The sequence below is a fragment of the Agromyces capsici genome (assembly GCF_058349965.1).
Genome location: NZ_JBYRET010000001.1, coordinates 796,735 through 812,906, shown reverse-complemented (window position 1 = coordinate 812,906; position 16,172 = coordinate 796,735). Strand labels below are relative to the sequence as shown.

General features: G+C 73.8%; 17 protein-coding genes. 10 read left to right on the top strand and 7 right to left on the bottom strand.

Annotation, left to right across the window (positions count from 1 at the left end; genetic code table 11):
- The first annotated feature begins 3 nt into the window (after nt 1–3).
- Complete coding sequence (dhaL, locus tag AC3RKB_RS04030) at nt 4–663, top strand: dihydroxyacetone kinase subunit DhaL (protein ID WP_491434690.1); 660 nt, start codon at nt 4–6, stop codon at nt 661–663.
- Complete coding sequence (locus AC3RKB_RS04025; RefSeq protein WP_491434689.1) at nt 660–1,397, top strand: HPr family phosphocarrier protein; 738 nt, start codon at nt 660–662, stop codon at nt 1,395–1,397. The genes dhaL and AC3RKB_RS04025 overlap by 4 nt, the downstream gene beginning before the upstream one ends.
- Nucleotides 1,398–1,413: 16 nt before the next feature.
- Here the strand turns inward: AC3RKB_RS04025 and AC3RKB_RS04020 are convergent, their stop codons facing one another.
- From AC3RKB_RS04020 to AC3RKB_RS04010, 3 genes are all read right to left on the bottom strand, one after another.
- On the bottom strand, nt 1,414–1,881 hold the full coding sequence (locus AC3RKB_RS04020) for a CinA family protein (RefSeq protein WP_491434688.1): 468 nt from the start codon (nt 1,879–1,881) through the stop codon (nt 1,414–1,416).
- An 85-nt stretch (nt 1,882–1,966) separates the two neighbouring features.
- A complete protein-coding gene (locus AC3RKB_RS04015; RefSeq protein WP_491434687.1) occupies nt 1,967–2,764 on the bottom strand; it encodes an enoyl-CoA hydratase/isomerase family protein in 798 nt (265 codons plus the stop codon).
- Nucleotides 2,765–2,773: 9 nt separating this feature from the next.
- Nucleotides 2,774–3,757 (bottom strand): LysR family transcriptional regulator, encoded by a 984-nt coding sequence (locus AC3RKB_RS04010; RefSeq protein ID WP_491434686.1) that lies wholly within the window; start codon nt 3,755–3,757, stop codon nt 2,774–2,776.
- A 439-nt stretch (nt 3,758–4,196) separates the two neighbouring features.
- Between AC3RKB_RS04010 and AC3RKB_RS04005 the strand changes: the two genes are divergently transcribed.
- The 8 genes from AC3RKB_RS04005 (at nt 4,197) to AC3RKB_RS03970 (ending at nt 12,611) form a co-directional block, all read left to right on the top strand.
- A complete protein-coding gene (locus AC3RKB_RS04005) occupies nt 4,197–4,943 on the top strand; it encodes a Type 1 glutamine amidotransferase-like domain-containing protein (RefSeq protein ID WP_491434685.1) in 747 nt (248 codons plus the stop codon).
- A gap of 32 nt (nt 4,944–4,975) precedes the next feature.
- Complete coding sequence (locus tag AC3RKB_RS04000) at nt 4,976–6,364, top strand: threonine/serine exporter family protein (RefSeq protein ID WP_491434684.1); 1,389 nt, start codon at nt 4,976–4,978, stop codon at nt 6,362–6,364.
- A 66-nt stretch (nt 6,365–6,430) separates the two neighbouring features.
- Nucleotides 6,431–7,000 carry an orotate phosphoribosyltransferase gene (gene pyrE / locus AC3RKB_RS03995; RefSeq protein WP_491434683.1) on the top strand — a complete coding sequence of 190 codons (570 nt, stop codon included), beginning with the start codon at nt 6,431–6,433 and terminating at the stop codon, nt 6,998–7,000.
- Nucleotides 6,997–9,735, top strand: a complete 2,739-nt coding sequence (locus AC3RKB_RS03990; RefSeq protein WP_491434682.1) for a septum formation family protein — start codon at nt 6,997–6,999, stop codon at nt 9,733–9,735. The genes pyrE and AC3RKB_RS03990 overlap by 4 nt, the downstream gene beginning before the upstream one ends.
- 4 nt (nt 9,736–9,739) lie before the next feature.
- Nucleotides 9,740–10,687, top strand: a complete 948-nt coding sequence (locus AC3RKB_RS03985) for a ribokinase (protein ID WP_491434681.1) — start codon at nt 9,740–9,742, stop codon at nt 10,685–10,687.
- The gene (locus AC3RKB_RS03980) at nt 10,684–11,640 is read left to right on the top strand and encodes a nucleoside hydrolase (protein ID WP_491434680.1); all 957 of its coding nucleotides are present in this window, start codon (nt 10,684–10,686) and stop codon (nt 11,638–11,640) included. Before AC3RKB_RS03985 ends, AC3RKB_RS03980 begins: the two co-directional genes overlap by 4 nt.
- Nucleotides 11,641–11,655: 15 nt before the next feature.
- Nucleotides 11,656–11,865 (top strand): hypothetical protein, encoded by a 210-nt coding sequence (locus tag AC3RKB_RS03975; RefSeq protein ID WP_491434679.1) that lies wholly within the window; start codon nt 11,656–11,658, stop codon nt 11,863–11,865.
- Between the two features lie 35 nt (nt 11,866–11,900).
- Entirely contained in the window at nt 11,901–12,611 is a 711-nt protein-coding gene (locus tag AC3RKB_RS03970) for an NUDIX hydrolase (protein WP_491434678.1), read from the top strand.
- Nucleotides 12,612–12,668: 57 nt separating this feature from the next.
- Here the strand turns inward: AC3RKB_RS03970 and AC3RKB_RS03965 are convergent, their stop codons facing one another.
- The 4 genes from AC3RKB_RS03965 to AC3RKB_RS03950 all read right to left on the bottom strand — a co-directional run bounded on the left by AC3RKB_RS03965 (nt 12,669) and on the right by AC3RKB_RS03950 (nt 16,159).
- Nucleotides 12,669–13,271, bottom strand: coding sequence for a gamma carbonic anhydrase family protein (locus tag AC3RKB_RS03965; protein WP_491434677.1), 603 nt, complete (start codon nt 13,269–13,271; stop codon nt 12,669–12,671).
- A 38-nt stretch (nt 13,272–13,309) separates the two neighbouring features.
- Nucleotides 13,310–14,107 (bottom strand): HAD-IIA family hydrolase, encoded by a 798-nt coding sequence (locus AC3RKB_RS03960; protein WP_491434676.1) that lies wholly within the window; start codon nt 14,105–14,107, stop codon nt 13,310–13,312.
- Between the two features lie 61 nt (nt 14,108–14,168).
- Nucleotides 14,169–14,516 carry a UBP-type zinc finger domain-containing protein gene (locus tag AC3RKB_RS03955; RefSeq protein WP_491434675.1) on the bottom strand — a complete coding sequence of 116 codons (348 nt, stop codon included), beginning with the start codon at nt 14,514–14,516 and terminating at the stop codon, nt 14,169–14,171.
- Nucleotides 14,513–16,159, bottom strand: a complete 1,647-nt coding sequence (locus AC3RKB_RS03950) for an FAD-dependent oxidoreductase (protein WP_491434674.1) — start codon at nt 16,157–16,159, stop codon at nt 14,513–14,515. The genes AC3RKB_RS03955 and AC3RKB_RS03950 overlap by 4 nt, the downstream gene beginning before the upstream one ends.
- Nucleotides 16,160–16,172 lie beyond the last annotated feature (13 nt).

Sequence of the window (16,172 nt, the reverse complement as noted above, 5' to 3'; positions counted from 1 at the left end):
GGAATGCCGGCTCTCGAGGGCGGCCGCCTCACGGTCGACGACCTGGTCGCCTGGATGCTGCGGTTCGACGAACAGGTCGTCGCGCAGGCCGAGCACCTGACCGAGCTCGACTCCGCGATCGGCGACGCCGACCACGGCACCAACATGGCGCGAGGCACCGCCGCCGTCCGCCTCCGGCTCACGGAGACGCGCTCGGAGGACGCCGGCGCCGTGCTCAAGTCCACTGGAATGGCGCTCGTGTCGACGGTGGGCGGGGCGAGTGGATCGCTCTACGGCACGCTGTTCCTCGAGATGGGCAAGCGCGTCGGCCCGGCCTCCGAGCTCGACACGACGGTCGTCGCCGAGGCGTTCCGCGCCGGCGTCGCCGGCGTCGTCGCACGGGGCCGGGCCGAGCCGGGAGACAAGACCATGGTCGATGCGCTCCAGCCGGCGGTCGACGCCCTGAGCGCCGCGGCGGCGGACGGTCGCCCACTCGCGGCCTCGCTCCGGGCCGCGGCCGCCGCTGCGGTCGTGGGCAGGGACGCCACCGTGCCGCTCGTCGCCCGCAAGGGCCGCGCGAGCTACCTGGGCGATCGCAGCGCCGAGCACCTGGATCCCGGCGCGGCCTCGGCCGCGATCCTGGTGCAGGCCCTCGCGGACTCGCATGCGGAGCGCATCGGATGATCGGCCTGGTCATCGTGTCGCACAGTCCGCGCCTCGCCGAGGCCGCGGTCGAGCTCGGGATGCAGATGGTGCATGACGGTCCGCCCCCGATCCGCATCGCGGCCGGCGTCGACGGGGGATTCGGCACGGATGCCGCGGCGGTCGCTGCGGCGATCGACGAGGTCGGCGCGACGGGCGACGTCGACGGCGTGCTTGTCATCCCCGATCTCGGGTCGGCAGTGCTGAGCGCCGAGCTCGCCCTCGACCTCCGGGAATCGCGCACGGCGGTCGTGGTCAGCTCGGGCCCGTTCGCGGAGGGCATCACCGCGGGCCTCGTGCTCGCGACGACCGACGCTCCGCTCGAGGAGGTCGCTCGCGAGGTCGCCGGAGCGCTCGCCTCGAAGCGCGATCAGCTCGAGTCGTCGCCCGGTCCGGCACCCGGATCGCCATCGGCGTCAGCCGATCCGCTCTCGGCGGACGAGGTGCTCATCAACCCCGAGGGCCTGCATGCCCGGCCGGCCGCCATGCTCGTCCAGGCGATCGGCGGGTACGACGCCCTCGTCGACGTGACGAACGTGACGACGGGTTCCGGTCCGGTCGCCGCCAGGAGCATGATCGGCCTGCTGTCGCTCGGCGCCAAGCAGGGCCACCGCATCAGGCTCGACGGCAGCGGGCCCGATGCCGCGAGCGCCGTCTCCGCGCTTCGCCTGCTCCTGGTGGACGGGTTCGGCGAGGTCCCTGCCGGGTCTCGTTGATGCCTGGTGCGCCGCGTCAGTCGAGGGCGCGGCGCACCAGGCCGAGCGCGGCGAGCACGGTCTGCTCGACGACCGCCGAGGGGTCGCCGTCGAACCGCCACGTGGCCTCCGTCACGTTGTCGCGGACGGCGACGGCGGCGTAGACCGTGCCGGGCGGCAGGCCCTCCTCGGGGTCGGGGCCGCCGACGCCCGTGACGGCGACCGCGAGGTCGGCGTCGAGCAGGCGCGCGACGCCCGTCGCGAGCTCCCGCGCGCACTGCGCGGTCAGCACGGACGTCGCCGTCACGCCGAGCACCTCGCGCTTCACGCGCTCGGCGTAGGCGACCACCCCGCCCGCGAACCATTCGGACGCCGCCTCGCCGCGTCCGAACGCGCTCGCGATCGCGCCCGAGGTGAGCGACTCCGCCGCGGCGATGCTCACGGCCCGATCGCGTGCGATGCGGCCGATCTCGTCGGAGAGGCTCTGCAGGTCATCGGTTGCCATGGCCCCATCCTGCCGAGCGGATGGCGCGACGTCACCCGGTTGCGTCGGTGCGCGGCGTCCCGAGGCCCCGCCCGCGGCCCACCCCTCAGCGCCGCGACGCGGCTGCAGCGGCGAAGCGGGCGACCGCGGCCTGCGCGTACGGCGTCTCGAACGCGGCGCCGATGGTGCGGGCCTCGTCGTCGAGCGCGTCCTGGAAGGGCCGCCCGAGTCCGGAGTGCACGAGCCGCTTGGTCTGCCCGAACGCGGCGCTCGCCGCAGAGAGCCATCCCGCCGCGATCTCGCGGGCCCGCGCGTCGAGCGCGTCGGGCGCGACGACCTCGGCGACGAGCCCCCAGTCGAGCGCCTCGGCGGCGGTGAGCGTGCGCGAGGTCAGCGTCAGCTCGAGTGCGCGGCGCACGCCGATCGCCTCCGGCAGGAGCGTGCTCACGCCGCAGTCGGGGGTGAGCCCGATGTCGGAGTACCGGCTCGCGAAGGTGGCGCGTTCGGATGCGACGATCACGTCGGCGACGAGCATGTAGCCGAGGCCGCCGCCGGCGACCGGGCCCTGCACCGCGGCGACGATCGGCTTCGTGCTCTCGCGGAGCGTGCGGTGGCCGTCGTGGATGCGGTCGGCGAGCCGGCGCACCACCTCGCCGGGGCGATCGCCGTCGCCCTCGGCCGCCGCGAGCCCGGACATCGCGACGACGTCGCCGCCGGCGCAGAACGCGCGCCCGGCGGCATCGAACAGCACCGCGCGGATGTCGTCGCGCTCGGCGATCTCGTGCGCGAGCTCCTGCCACCGCGCGATCGCCTCCGGATCGACGGCGTTGAGCCGCGCGGGGCGGTTCAGGGTCAGATGCGCGAGGCCGTCGCGCACGTCGAACAGGATCACGTCGTCGGGCATCCTCGGATGCTACTCCGCGCCGCCGCTGTCGCCGCTCCCACCGGTGCCGGCGCGGCCGGCGCCGCCTCCGCCGCGCGACGGATGCCCGTACGCCTGCTCGAGCCGCGCGGCCCGATCGACGAGCACCTCGAGCACGGTCCGCACGGCGAGGCGCTCCGAGACATCCGGCCGCACCAGCGCGAAGATCTGGCGAACGGATGCCACGCCCCGCAGCGGCTTCAGCACGAGGTCGTCGGGCACCGCGCCCGAGGTGTACCGCGGCACGAGCGCGATGCCGTGCCCGGCCCGGATGAACGCCTCGACGATGCGCATGTCGCTGAACCGCTGGCTCACCTCGATGCGACCGCCGGCCGCCTGCTCGATCGCGTGCAGGATGCGCTCGAACGGGTACCCGGACGGCACGCCGAGCCACGTCTCGTCGACGAGGTCGGCGGGTGTCACGTGCGCCCGGCCGGCGAGCCGATGGTCGGCGGGCATGCCGATGTCGAGCGGCTCGGTGAGCAGGGGGAGGGCCCGGAGGCCGCGGCCGCCCCACGGCAGTTCGCCGGGCATGGTGTGGGCGAGCACGATGTCGTACTCGTTGGTGAGCTCGGGGAACTCGGCGAGTTCGGGGTCGAGGTCGGTCGCACGCACGACGAGGCCGGCCACCGCGCGGAGGTCGGTGAGCACCGCGGGCAGCAGTGCCGCGCCGACGGTCGGGAAGGTCAGCAGCGTGACCTCGCCGCTGGGGTGGTTGCGGAACTCGTCCCACAGCGCGGTCGCACGCTCGAGGGCGATCGCGACCTCGGTCGCGCTGCGCGCGAGCGCGTGCCCGGCGCTGGTCAGCACGAGGCCGCGGCCGACGCGCTCGGTGAGCGGCATGCCCGCCTCGCGCTCGAGCACCTTGAGCTGCTGTGAGACCGCTGAAGGGGTGCGGCCCGTGGCCTCGGCGACGGCGGTCACGCTGCCACGTTCTGCGAGCTCGCGAAGCAGGTCGAGACGGTGCACATCCATGTAGTCAGACTACATCCTCAGTGTAGTTTCGTGCGCTTGTGCTGAATTGTTTCCCGCGCAACAATAGGAACGTCGGACATGTGCAAGGGCGCACCGGATCGCCCGACATCCTCGCGTTCACACCGAAAGGAACACCGCCATGTCCTTCTACATCCTCCTCGCCGTCGTCTCGACCGTCGGCCTCGTCGGCTCGGTCGTCGTCGCCGCCCGCGACGGATACCGTCGCCAGCCGCGCGAGACGTTCGCGCGCACCGTCTGAGTCGCGCGAACGTGGAACGCCTCGGCGTTCCACGGCAGGGCCGCCGCGCGGGGGAGGGACACCCCGCGGGGCGGCCCTTCCGCATCCGGCGCGGGCTCCCGGCATCCGCCGCCGCTGCGGTTAGCGTGACCGCGTGGGGCGACGAGCCCACGGCGCACGCAGCTGACGCGAGGAGGGCGGATGGCGCACGTGGTCGCGAGCGGGGCCGGCATGGCGCTGATGGAACGCCGCGACGACCCCCTGCACGACTACGTGCTCGCCCTCACGGGGAAGGAACGACCCCGGGTGCTCTTCGTCGGCACGGCCGCCGGCGACGACCCCTCGTACGCGCTCGCCTTCTACGCCACGTTCCACTCCGACCGCTGCGTGCCGCGGCACCTGCCGCTGTTCGCGCGCGACGTCGACGACCTCGCCGCGTTCGTGCGCGGCTTCGACGTCATCCACGTCGGCGGGGGCAACACCGCCAACCTGCTCGACGTCTGGCGCCGGCACGGCCTCGACGACCTCCTCGCCGAGCTCTGGAGCGATCCCGCGTCCGACGTCGTGCTCACGGGTGGCAGCGCCGGGGCCATGTGCTGGTTCGAGGGCGGCGTCACCGACAGCTACGGGCCGACCCTGCGCGCCCTGCCCGAGGGCCTCGGCTTCGTCCCCGGCTCGTTCTGCGCGCACGCCGACGCGGATCCGGCCCGCCTGCCCGCACTCCGTCGGGCGATCCGGTCGGGCGAGCTGGGCGAGGTCGGCTATGCGGTCGGCGAGTCCCGGGCGCTGCACTTCCGCGGCCATCGCGGTCGGGCGGAGCTCGTCGGCGCCATCGGCTCCGGCGAAGACGGGTTCGCCCTCCGCGTGGAGCGCGACGGCGACCGGCTGGTCGAGACCGCGCTGCCGCGCGGACCGCAAGCGCTGGCGAGGGGCGTGCGCGAGCGCTAGCGTGACCGGCACGCGACCAGGGAGCGAGCCCGATGCCGATCACCCCCACACCCCCGCAACCCCCCGACACCGAACGCACCGTCGAGGACCCCGCGCTGCTGCGCACCTTCCTCCTCGGCCTCGCGGAGGGCATGACCGCCTCGGCCGAGTCGACCGATCGCATCCGCGCCGACATCGTGCAGATCGCGCGGGCGTACGGCTGGGAGGACGTCGACGTGGTCGTGCTGCCGACGATCGCGATCGTTCAGACCGGCCGGGGGGACACCGCGCGCGTCGCCCTCCAGTCGGTGCAGGCGTCGTTCCGCTTCGACCAGATCGCCGAGATGGGCCGCCTGCTCCGGCAGGCCCGGGGCGCCGAGATCTCGCCCGCCGACGGCATCCGGCGCCTGAACGAGATCGGGGCGATGCCGCCGTCGCGGCACTGGTTCATGCGGACGCTCGGCCACGCCATCCTCACCGCGGGGTTGGCCCTGCTGCTCGCACCGAGCTGGCAGGCCGCGCTCGTGGGGTTCGGGCTGGGGGCGATCATCGGCGTCGCGAAGCTCGTGCGCTCGCAGACGCTCACGATCGTGCTGCCGATCATGGCGTCGTTCGTATGCGCGCTCATCGTCTTCCTGCTCGCGCCATATGTCGCGGTCGGCGATCCGCTGCGCGTGCTGATCGCGCCGTTGGCCACGTTCCTGCCCGGCGCGCTGCTCACCACGGGCGTCCGCGAGCTCGCCGCGGGACAGATGGTCGCGGGATCCTCGCGGCTCGGTGCAGGCCTGGTCCAGCTCGCGCTCCTCGCGTTCGGCATCCTCTCCGCCGGCACCATCGTGGGCGTGGGCGAGGACGACTACACCCCGGCCGAGGTGACGACGACGCTGCCGTGGTGGGTCGCCGGCATCGGCCTCGCACTGTACGGGCTCGGCGTCTACCTCCACTTCGCGGCGCCCGGCCGCACGTACGGCTGGGTGCTCCTCGCACTCGTCGTCGCGTACGGCGCGCAGCAACTTGGCGCGTTCCTGCTCGGCCCCTCGGTGAGCGGGTTCTTCGGTGCACTCGTCGTCGCGCCGCTCGTTCTCTGGATCGAGGACCTCCGACGCGGCGGGGTGCCGTCGCAGATGATCTTCCTGCCGGCGTTCTGGGTGCTCGTCCCGGGCGCGTCGGGGCTCATCGGCGTCACCGAGGGGGCGATCGCGACCTCCGCGGGCGTCGCCGACTTCTCGGCCGCCTTCGTCACGGTCATGTCGATCGCGCTCGGCGTGCTCATCGGGTCGGCGCTCTACCGCTTCGTCCGCCGCAGCGCCGAGGAGCTCGCCGAGTTCCACATCGACCTGCCCGCGGTGCTCGCGCCCTCCGACGAGCCCGTGCTCACCCGGATCGCGGACGCGACGACCACCCGATCCTCGCGGCGCCGGAGTCGCCGATCCGACGGCTGACGAGGCGGAGCGGCCCCTCCGGAAACCGGCCTCGGACGCTCAGGAAGCACGACGTAGAGTATTCGGGTGACCTCCGGAGCCCCTCTCGCCACCGACGCGCGCCGCCGACTCATCGATCACATCTCCGACGAGGCGGTGTTCCACGGCGACTTCACGCTGACCAGCGGCAAGAAGGCGACCTACTACGTCGACCTCCGGAAGGTCAGCCTCGACCACCGCGTCGCTCCGCTCATCGGCCAGGTGATGCTCGACCTCATCGCCGCGGTTCCCGATGTCTCCGCCGTCGGCGGCATGACCATGGGCGCCGACCCGATCGCGACCGCGGTGCTCCACCAGGGCGCGGCGCGCGGGCTCGCCTACGACGCGTTCGTCGTGCGCAAGGAGCCGAAGGACCACGGCCGCGGCAAGCAGGTCGAGGGGCCGGATGTCGCGGGCAAGCGCGTCATCGTCCTCGAGGACACCTCGACCACCGGGGGCTCGCCGCTGAAGGCCATCGAGGCGCTGCGCGCCGTCGGGGCCGAGGTCGCGGCCGTCGCGGTCGTCGTCGACCGCGACACCGGCGCGCGCGAGGTCATCGAGGCCGCGGGGGTGCCCTACCTCGCGGCGATCGGATTGAAGGATCTGGGACTGGAATGAACGGACGCGACGGACGCTACGATTCGGGCGATTTCGACGACGCCGACTGGCTGCTGAGCCAGCTCGGCAGCGGTCGACGACCCGACCTCGAGGGTCGCACGACCCCGCCGCAGCCTCCCGTCGCTCCCGAGCCGTTCGCTCCGCCCTCGGCCGAGCCGACGTCCCCGCCGCACGCCGACCGTGCGCGTCGCCGCAGCGAGGAGTCGCTCGACTGGTTCTCGCTGGCCGAGCCCGCCGGTGAGACCGACGCCGTGACGCGGGCCCTGCCCGTCGTCGGCGAGCCCATCGAGCGTCATGAGCCCGAGCCGCAGCAGGCGCCGCCCGTCTGGAACCAGCCCGCCTGGAACCAGCCGGCCTGGAACCGGCCCGCCTGGGAGGAACCCGCCCACCCGGCGCCGCCGCGCGTGCCCGGGCCCCCCGGGGCGTCCGAGCGGCTCACCTCGGTCGAGCCGCCGGTCGGCTCGCCGGTGCCGCCTGCGTTCGGTGGCCCACCTGCGCCGCCCGAGGTGCCGCCGCCCGGGCCGGTCACGCCGCCCGCGAGCTTCGCGCTCACGTGGGGCGACCAGGAGGGCATCGGCTCCGAGGACGGGCTGCGCGCCGCGTTCCGCCGCCTCTCGGAGCCCGCCTCCGAGGCGCGGCGCGACGATCAGGGACGCGACGAGCCTCCGCACTGGGAGCCGGAGCCCCTGCGTGAGCCCGAGCCCGCCTGGGACGACCGGAGCGACGACGCGTACGCCGCCGATGCGCGCGATCGGGGCGCCGTCGACGACGGCGGACCCGACGATCGCGGAGCGGCACCCGAGTCGTCCGATGACAGCGCCTCGCCCTTCGCCGGCTTCACGCCGCCGCCCGTGGCGCGGCAGTCGTTCACGCCCGTCCCCCCGTCGGCTCCGGGCGCGTACCCGCCCGCGGGCGCCGAGTACGACGACGAGCTCTGGTCGGCGCTCACCGAGGACGAGACGCCACGCGACGAGCAGCGTGCGCACGATGGTTCCGGCGGCGACGCCGGCGCCGACTGGCGAGACCGCGTGGCGGGCTCCGCCGGACGGGACGACGGTTACGGCGACGGCTATGACGACCGCGGCGACGACGACCGCAGCTGGGACGCCGGCGGCTGGGCGCCCGGCGGCGATTTGGGGCGATCGGCCGACGGTGGCGGATTCGAACCCGATGTCTACGCCGCCGCCGACGGGGCGCACGCAGGCGGGTACGACGACCGCGGCGGGTACGACCCGCAGGGCTACGACGACCGAGACGATGGCGACGGGGGCGCTCCGTGGCCGCCGGAATGGCAGGATGCGGGCCGCGACGCGAACGAGGACGTGCGCTGGTACGCCGACGAGGTCGCCGAGCGCGAGCGCCGCCGGCAGGCCGAGGCCGGCACCGCGGACGGGTTCGCCCACGAGTGGACGCCCGAGCCGGCCGACGAACCTCGCGAGCCGGCGCCCTGGGAGCGCGAGGAGAGCTCGCCCATGGCGCGCGAGCTCGCGCAGACCGGCTACTTCTGGAACCTCACGCCCGACCCGACCGGACGGGACCCGAAGGCGGAGCCCGACGACGAGACCTCCGGGCCGCGCCGCCGTTCGGGCTCCGACGCCGCTCCGGCCCGCGACGAGCAGCCGTTCGGCGTCGACACGTACGCGTCGGTCGAGCGCTATGGCGACGAGACGCCCGCCGACGACGGATACGACGACCCGTTCGCCCGGTTCGCCCGTGACGAGGCCGACGCGCACGCCGACGACCGCCGCGACGACGCGTATGCGGATGACGCCGTGTACGACGACCCGTTCGCCGCTCGCGACGAGCCGTTCGACGACCGCCGCGACGAGCGCCGCCCGACCGAGCCGGGGACCGAGACCGGCGACGGGCTCGCGGCGCTGTTCGGCGGATCCGGGTTCGGCGTGACGGGGCCGATGGGCGTGGTCCCCGAGGCGCCGCCCGCCCGCACCGCACCGGGCACCGACGCGCGGCCCGACCGGTTCGATCCGAGCGACGATCCCTTCGCGCGCGACCCCTTCGGGCGCGACGACCGGTACGACGACCCGTTCGCCCGCGACGACGCCTACGGTCGCGACGACGCCTACGGCCGCGACGACGCCTACGGCCGCGACGAGGCCGCTCGTCCCGTCGGCGGCGGGTCCGGCACCGGCCGGCCCGCCCAGCAGGTCGACGGCGGCGGACGCTCGCCCGTGAAGGTGCTCGCGTGGGTCGCGGGTGCGCTCGCCGCGGTGCTGCTCGTGGTCGGCGGGTTCGCGCTCGTCACGCGCGTGATCGGCGGCGGCGGGGCCGAGCAGACGGCCTCCGACGCCCAGGACACGGTGGAGCTCCCGGACCCGACCGCGATGCAGGCACCCGGCGTCTACCCGTGGAACCAGCTGTTCGGCGGCGAGTGCCTCGAGCCGTTCCAGGACGCGTGGGCCGAGGAGTTCACGGTCGTCGATTGCGCGGCGCCGCACGCGGCGCAGCTCGTGCTGCGCGGCGAGGTGTCGACCGACCCGGCGGCGGCCTTCCCGGGTGAGGCCGAGGTCGCGGCGCAGGTCGCACAGGTGTGCGCCGCCGAAGGCGTGATCGACACGGCCGCGGTCGGCGACGTGACCGACCTGCAGATGCAGGCGTCGTACCCGGTGACGGAGGAGCAGTGGACCTCCGGCGAGCGGACGTTCTACTGCTTCGTGAACCGGTCGGGCGGCGAGGCCCTCGCGGTGAGCGTGCAGGGTCCCGGCCCGCAGGCCTGACGTCGTGGCGCCACGCGGCACCGTCGTCGTGTTCGGCTCGGTGAACGTCGACGCGACGAGCTACGTGCACGAGTTCCCCGGCCCGGGCGAGACCGTGCACTCGCTCGATTTCCGGGTCGCGCTGGGCGGCAAGGGCGCGAACCAGGCGGTCGCGGCGCACCTGTCGGGTGCGTCGGTCGAGCTGGTCGCGAGGATCGGCGACGACCCGAACGCCGAGGTCCCGATGCGGACGTTCGCCGGGTTCGGCCTGGCGACGGATGGCGTGGCCGTCGTCGTCGGCGAGCCGACGGGCGTCGCGCAGATCACCGTGTCGGGCACGGGCGAGAACACCATCGTCGTGACGGCGGGCGCGAACGCGCGGTTCGGCGCCGAGGTCGTCGCCGCCGAGGCCGGACGCATCGCCGCCGCTGCCGTCGTGCTCACCCAGGGCGAGCTCCCGGTGCCCACCGTCGAGGCGATCGCCGCCGCGTGCGCGGCGGCCGGCGTGCGGTTCGTGCTCAACCTCGCGCCGCCCGTCGCGGTCGCGGCCGAGGCGCTGGCGGTCGCCGACCCGCTCGTCCTCAACGTGCACGAGGCGCGCACGCTCGGGCTCGGCGCCGGCGTGCCCGATGACGCGCCGGCCGAGGCATGGCGGGATGCCGCGGCATCCGTCGTCGGCGACCTGGCCCGTTCGCTCGTCGTCACGCTGGGCGCGCGGGGCGCCGTCGCCGCCGATGCGGGCGGGTCGTGGGCCCTCGCCGCACCCGCGGTCGAGGCCATCGACACGACCGGCGCCGGCGACGCCGCGACCGGCACCCTCGCCGCCATGCTCGCTGAGGGCCGCCCGTTGCCCGACGCGGTGCGGGCGGCCGTCGCCGCAGGCGCGCTCGCCGTGCAGCGCCGCGGCACCGTGGACTCCTACGCCGCGCGCGACGCGGTCCTCGAACTCGCCGACCTGATGGAGGCCCCGTGACCGTGCCCGTGATCGTCGACTGCGACCCCGGCCACGACGACGTGATGGCGCTGTGGCTCGCCGCGGGGCATCCCGAGCTCGAGCTGCTCGCGGTCACGACCGTGGGGGGCAACGTGCCCCTCGAGCACACGAGCCGCAACGCGCGCGTGGCGCTGGCGGTCGCGGGCGTCGCCGGCGTGCCCGTGGCGGCCGGTGCGCCCGGCCCGCTCGCGCGCGAGCTGTCGACGGCGGAGTGGATCCACGGCGAGAACGGCCTCGGCGGGCCCGAGCTGCCCGACCCGGAGGATCCCGGCGCGGTGGCCGCGACGGTGCGCCTCGACGCGCGCAGCGCCACCGAGCTCATCGCCGACACGCTCGCCGCGGCATCCGAGCCCGTGGCGATCATCGCGACCGGCCCGATCACGAACGTCGCGGTGTTCCTGCGCGACCGCCCCGAGCTCGTCGATCGCGTGCGCGAGATCGTGTGGATGGGCGGTTCGACCGAGCGCGGCAACGTCACGCCGTACGCGGAGTTCAACGCGTGGGTCGACCCGGAGGCGCTCGACCTCGTGCTGCGCAGCGGCATCCGGTTCACCATGGTGGGCCTCAACGTCACGCACCGGGCGCTCGTCACGTCGCGCGTGCGCGATCGGCTCGCGGCGGTCGGCAACCGCACGGCGGCGTTCGGCGACGAACTGCTCGAGTTCTTCTGCCGCACCAACGACGAGGTGTTCGGGATGCCCGACGGCCCGCTGCACGACCCCGTCGCGGTCGCCGTGCTCGCCGACCCCGACGCGGTCGAGGTCGTGCACACGCGCCTCGACGTCGAGCTCGTCGGGTCGGAGACCGTCGGCGCGACGAGCGTCGATCTCGACGACATGCTCGCACGCGAGCCGAACGCGCACGTCGCGATCGGCCTCGACGTCGAGCGCTTCTGGGCGGGCGTCGAGCTGGCCTACGGCCGGCTGGCCTGAGGCGGGCGATCGGGCATGGACTGGACGTTCTGGGTCGGCGGCATCGTCATCCTCGCGCTGTTCGTCGTGACGCGGGTGTTCCTGCACGAGAGCCGCTGGTCGCAGCGCCCGCGGCCGGAGGACGAGGAGGACACGGAGGACACGGAAACGGTCGCCCGCGAGGAGCCGAACCATCGCGATGGGTCGTCGGAGCCGCCGACGCCGCAGGACCCGGACACGCCGTAGCCCACCTCGACGGCCGCCGGGGTTACCCTCGACGGGTGACTCCTCGCGACGACGCGCCTCCGACCGCCCGCGCGCAGCTCGCCGCGCTCATCGGCGACCGGTGGCTCGCCGACACGTGGGCGGCGGTGCGCGAGCCGATCGACGACGACGCCCGCGCCGCCGCCGTGCTGATCCTCTTCGGCGTGCTCGACGGGATGCCCAGCGACCACGCCGCGCAGGCGGCGGCCGTGTCGCGCGACCTCGACGTCCTGCTGCTCGCGCGCGCGACCACGCTCCGCTCGCACGCGGGCCAGATCGCGTTCCCGGGGGGTCGGGTCGAGGACGGCGACGAAGGCCCGGTCGATGCCGCGCTGCGCGAGGCGAGGGAGGAGACCGGCCTCGATCCCGGGGGCGTCGACGTGCTCGGCACGCTCGACGCCATCCCGCTCGCCTACTCCCGGCACCTCGTGACGCCCGTGCTGGGCTGGTGGAGCCGTCCGACGGCCGTGGGTCCGGTCGACGTCGGCGAGTCGTCCGCGGTGTTCCGCACGCCCGTCGCCGACCTGCTCGATCCGGAGAACCGAGGCACGACCGTCCTGCGTCGTGATGGCGACGAGTGGCGCGGCCCCGCGTTCACGGTGAACGGAGGCGGCGAGGAACGGCTCGTGTGGGGCTTCACCGCGCTCGTGCTCGACACGATGTTCGACCGGCTCGGCTGGACCGAGCCGTGGGATGCCGGTCGCGAGATCGACCTGCCCTGGGACTGAGCCGGTCGAACGGCGCGCGTGCGGCGCGAGGCCGCGGCATCCGCTTCACCCCCCGCTTCAGTCGGGCAGGAACCCATCCGACGCGTGCGAGGCGAGGCGCCTGCCGTAGCGCTCGGTCAACTGCACCATGAGGTCGGGGGTGTCGCGGTCGAGTCCGAAGACGTACTCGGGGAAGTCGAGCTCGCGCTGCACCGCCCAGATCTCGTCGTGACGGTCGGGCGAGAAGAGCTGCGCCGGGTTGCCCACGGCGACCCAGCCGATCGGGACGACCGTGCCGGGCTCGAGTTCGGTGCGCAGGTGGACCACGGCGTTGATGCGCACCTCGCTGCCACGACCGATGCGGGCGCCGTTGAAGATGCGCGATCCGGTCGCGATGAACGTCTCGGGCTCGATGCGCGCGCCCGAGACCGACGCGCCCGGGCCGATGAGGCAGTGGTCGCCCACGATGGCGGGGTCGCCCTTCACCCCGCGTACGACCGCGTTCTCCATGACGATCGAGCTCGCCCCCACGACGACGCGTCCACCCTCGGCGGTGATGACCGCGCCGTGCAGCACCTGCACGTCGGCCTCGATGGTCACGTCGCCGCTGATCACCGCACTCGAGGCGATCACGGCCGTCGGATCGATCGTCGGGCTCGCCCCGTCGTGTTCGTAGCGCATGCCCCACTGTATTCCGCGGCGAGGCGTGCCCGGGAGGCCTACAGCTCGGTCTCGACCGGCTCGATCTCGACGAGTTCGGAGACGCCCGAGAGGATCTCCTCGGGCCGGAACGGGTACTTCTCGATCTCGGCCTGGTCGCTGATTCCCGTCATCACGAGGATGGTGTGCAGGCCCGCTTCGATGCCGGCGACGATGTCGGTGTCCATGCGGTCGCCGATCATCGCCGTGTTCTCGGAGTGCGCGCCGATCTTGTTCAGCGCGGAGCGGAACATCATGGGATTCGGCTTGCCCACGACGTACGGTTCCCTGCCGGTCGCCTTCGTGATGAGCGCCGCGATGGCGCCGGTCGCCGGCAGCGGACCCTCGGCGCTCGGTCCGGTCGCATCCGGATTGGTCACGATGAACCGCGCGCCGTTCCCGATCAGGCGGATCGCCTTCGTGATCGCCTCGAACGAGTAGTTGCGGGTCTCACCCACGACGACGAAGTCGGGATTCGTCTCGGTCATCACGAACCCGGCGTCGTGCAGGGCGGTGAGGATGCCGGCCTCGCCGATGACGAACGCGGTGCCGCCCGGCAGCTGCTGCTTGAGGAAGTCGGCCGTGGCGAGCGCCGACGTCCAGATCCGCTCCTCGGGCACGTTGAGCCCCGACGCACGCAGCCGCGCCGAGAGGTCGCGCGCGGTGAAGATCGAGTTGTTCGTGAGCACGAGGTAGGGCGTGCCGGCATCCTCCCACTGCTGCAACAGCTCGGCCGCGCCGGGCAGCGCGTGGTTCTCGTGCACGAGCACGCCGTCCATGTCGGTGAGCCAGCACTCGACGTCATCACGCTTCGCCATGCGCCAAGCCTAGGCCGCGCAGGTCACAGGCCGATGAACAGCGGATGCCGCGCAGCGCCCATCAATCAGAGAGCACGAGGTCCCGCCAGTTCGGCGGTACCTTGCCCTCCGGGCCCGGTGACGGCTGGTCCTCGGGCCGGGAGAGCGGCGGGGGCAGCGGGTACCTCTCGGCGGAGGTGTCGGCCAGGTAGTCCCAGAACCAGTACTCGCCGGGTTCGAACGAGGCGACCACGGCGTGCCCCGTCTCGTGCGCGTGCCGGCTGGCGTGCTGCTCGGGCGACGAGTCGCAACAGCCGATGTGGCCGCACTCGACGCAGCGCCGCAGGTGCCACCACCAGCCGCCGGCCTCGAGGCACTCCACGCATCCCGTTCCCGACGGTGCGGGGGGCTGCTTCTTCTCATCCGTCATGCGAACACCTCCATCATTGCCAATGCCTGGTGGACCGAGGCGACGGCGCTCGACCCCTCGCCGACCGCCGCCGCGACGCGTTTCATCGAGCCGCGGCGCACGTCGCCCGCCGCGAACACGCGCGGCACCGAGGTCTCGAACGGCAGCGGCATGCGGCCGAGGTCGCGCCACGCGTCGCCGAGTCCGATCACCTCGGCACCAGTGTGCACGAAGCCGTCCCCGTCGCGTTCGAGGTCGACGAGCCAGTCGGTGGCGGGCACGGCGCCGATGAAGCAGAAGAGGCCCGCGCAGTCCACGGTCTCGTCGCCCGTTCCGCGGAGGGTGACCCTGCCGAGCCGGCCGTCGCCGTGGAGGGCGACGACCTCGGTGCCGGTCCGCACGTCGATCCGCGGGTCCTCGCGGATCCGGTCGACGAGGTAGCTCGACATCCGCTCGGACAGGTCGCCCGAGCGCACGACCAGGTGCACGCGGCAGGCGTTCGCGGCGAGGGCGAGCGCCGCCTGGCCGGCGGAGTTCGCCCCGCCGATCACGACGACCTCGGATCCGGCGACCTGCCGGAGCTCGAGCGCGGAGGCGGCGTGGTGGATCCCGGCGCCCTCGAAGTCGTCCCATCGCTCGAGCGGGAGCCCGCGGTAGGCGACGCCGGTCGTCACGACCACGGCCCGTGCGCGGACGATCTTCCCGTCGGCGAGGAGCAGGCGGTGCAGGCCCGACCCGGCGTCGAGCTTCACGACCGGGCAGGGCGCCGCGATGCGCACGCCGAACTTGAAGGCCTGGAGCGACGCCTGAGAGGTCAGCGCGTCGCCGGTCACCCCGAACGGGAATCCGAGGTAGTTCTCGATGCGCGACGTCGTGGCCGACTGGCCCCCGGGGGCGACCGCGTCGAGCAGCACCGTGCGCAGCCCCTCGGACGCACCGTAGATCGCCGCGGCGAGCCCCGCGGGCCCGGCTCCGACGACCGCGAGGTCGAAGTCGGCATCGTCCTCGGACTCGTAGGCGAGCCCCAGCATCTCGGCGACCTGGCCGGGCGTGGCCTTGCGTATGATCTCGCCCTGCACGATCGCGACCGGGAGGTCGTCGCGCGTGTAGCCGTGCGACCAGATGTCGTGGCCCAGCTCGGGGTCGTCGACGTCGACCCACTTGTAGACGAGCTCGAGCCGCTCGGCGTACCGGCGCAGCGCCGCCGATTCCGCCTCGCGCTCGGATCCGACGATCTTGAGGGTCCATGCCGCCGGCCCGTGCCGCAGCATCTCGCGCCGTTCCCAGAGCGTGCGCAGCATGAGGTCGCACAGCTCGTCGTCCTCCGCCATCATGCGCTGCAGCGCGTCGTGGTCGATGCGGAGGATGCGCCCCGGCTCGATCACGCGCGCGGTGAGGAAGGCGCGCTGCCCGTTCAGCAACCCCAGTTCACCGACGAAGGTGCGGGGCCCGAGGGTCGCCAGCCGCGCCTCCTCGGTCCACCAGAGCGCCTCGCGGACCACCTCGACCTCGCCCGTCTCGACGAGGATCAGGTCGTAGCCGCGATCGCCCGCCCGGAACAGCACGTCGCCCGCCGCGGTCTGTTGCGGCGTGCCGTACCGCCGCAATCGCTCCCACTGCGCGTCCGTGAGTTCGGGAGTGATCTTCTCGCCCGGGTGGCCCATCTCCTCATCCTCG

Bases quoted from the DNA above. Each gene is read 5' to 3' on its own strand.
- dhaL (WP_491434690.1), top strand. From the start codon at position 4: ATGCCGGCTCTCGAGGGCGGCCGCCTCACGGTCGACGACCTGGTCGCC.
- AC3RKB_RS04025 (WP_491434689.1), top strand. From the start codon at position 660: ATGATCGGCCTGGTCATCGTGTCGCACAGTCCGCGCCTCGCCGAGGCC.
- AC3RKB_RS04020 (WP_491434688.1), bottom strand. From the start codon at position 1,881: ATGGCAACCGATGACCTGCAGAGCCTCTCCGACGAGATCGGCCGCATC.
- AC3RKB_RS04015 (WP_491434687.1), bottom strand. From the start codon at position 2,764: ATGCCCGACGACGTGATCCTGTTCGACGTGCGCGACGGCCTCGCGCAT.
- AC3RKB_RS04010 (WP_491434686.1), bottom strand. From the start codon at position 3,757: ATGGATGTGCACCGTCTCGACCTGCTTCGCGAGCTCGCAGAACGTGGC.
- AC3RKB_RS04005 (WP_491434685.1), top strand. From the start codon at position 4,197: ATGGCGCACGTGGTCGCGAGCGGGGCCGGCATGGCGCTGATGGAACGC.
- AC3RKB_RS04000 (WP_491434684.1), top strand. From the start codon at position 4,976: ATGCCGATCACCCCCACACCCCCGCAACCCCCCGACACCGAACGCACC.
- AC3RKB_RS03990 (WP_491434682.1), top strand. From the start codon at position 6,997: ATGAACGGACGCGACGGACGCTACGATTCGGGCGATTTCGACGACGCC.
- AC3RKB_RS03975 (WP_491434679.1), top strand. From the start codon at position 11,656: ATGGACTGGACGTTCTGGGTCGGCGGCATCGTCATCCTCGCGCTGTTC.
- AC3RKB_RS03965 (WP_491434677.1), bottom strand. From the start codon at position 13,271: ATGCGCTACGAACACGACGGGGCGAGCCCGACGATCGATCCGACGGCC.
- AC3RKB_RS03960 (WP_491434676.1), bottom strand. From the start codon at position 14,107: ATGGCGAAGCGTGATGACGTCGAGTGCTGGCTCACCGACATGGACGGC.
- AC3RKB_RS03955 (WP_491434675.1), bottom strand. From the start codon at position 14,516: ATGACGGATGAGAAGAAGCAGCCCCCCGCACCGTCGGGAACGGGATGC.
- AC3RKB_RS03950 (WP_491434674.1), bottom strand. From the start codon at position 16,159: ATGGGCCACCCGGGCGAGAAGATCACTCCCGAACTCACGGACGCGCAG.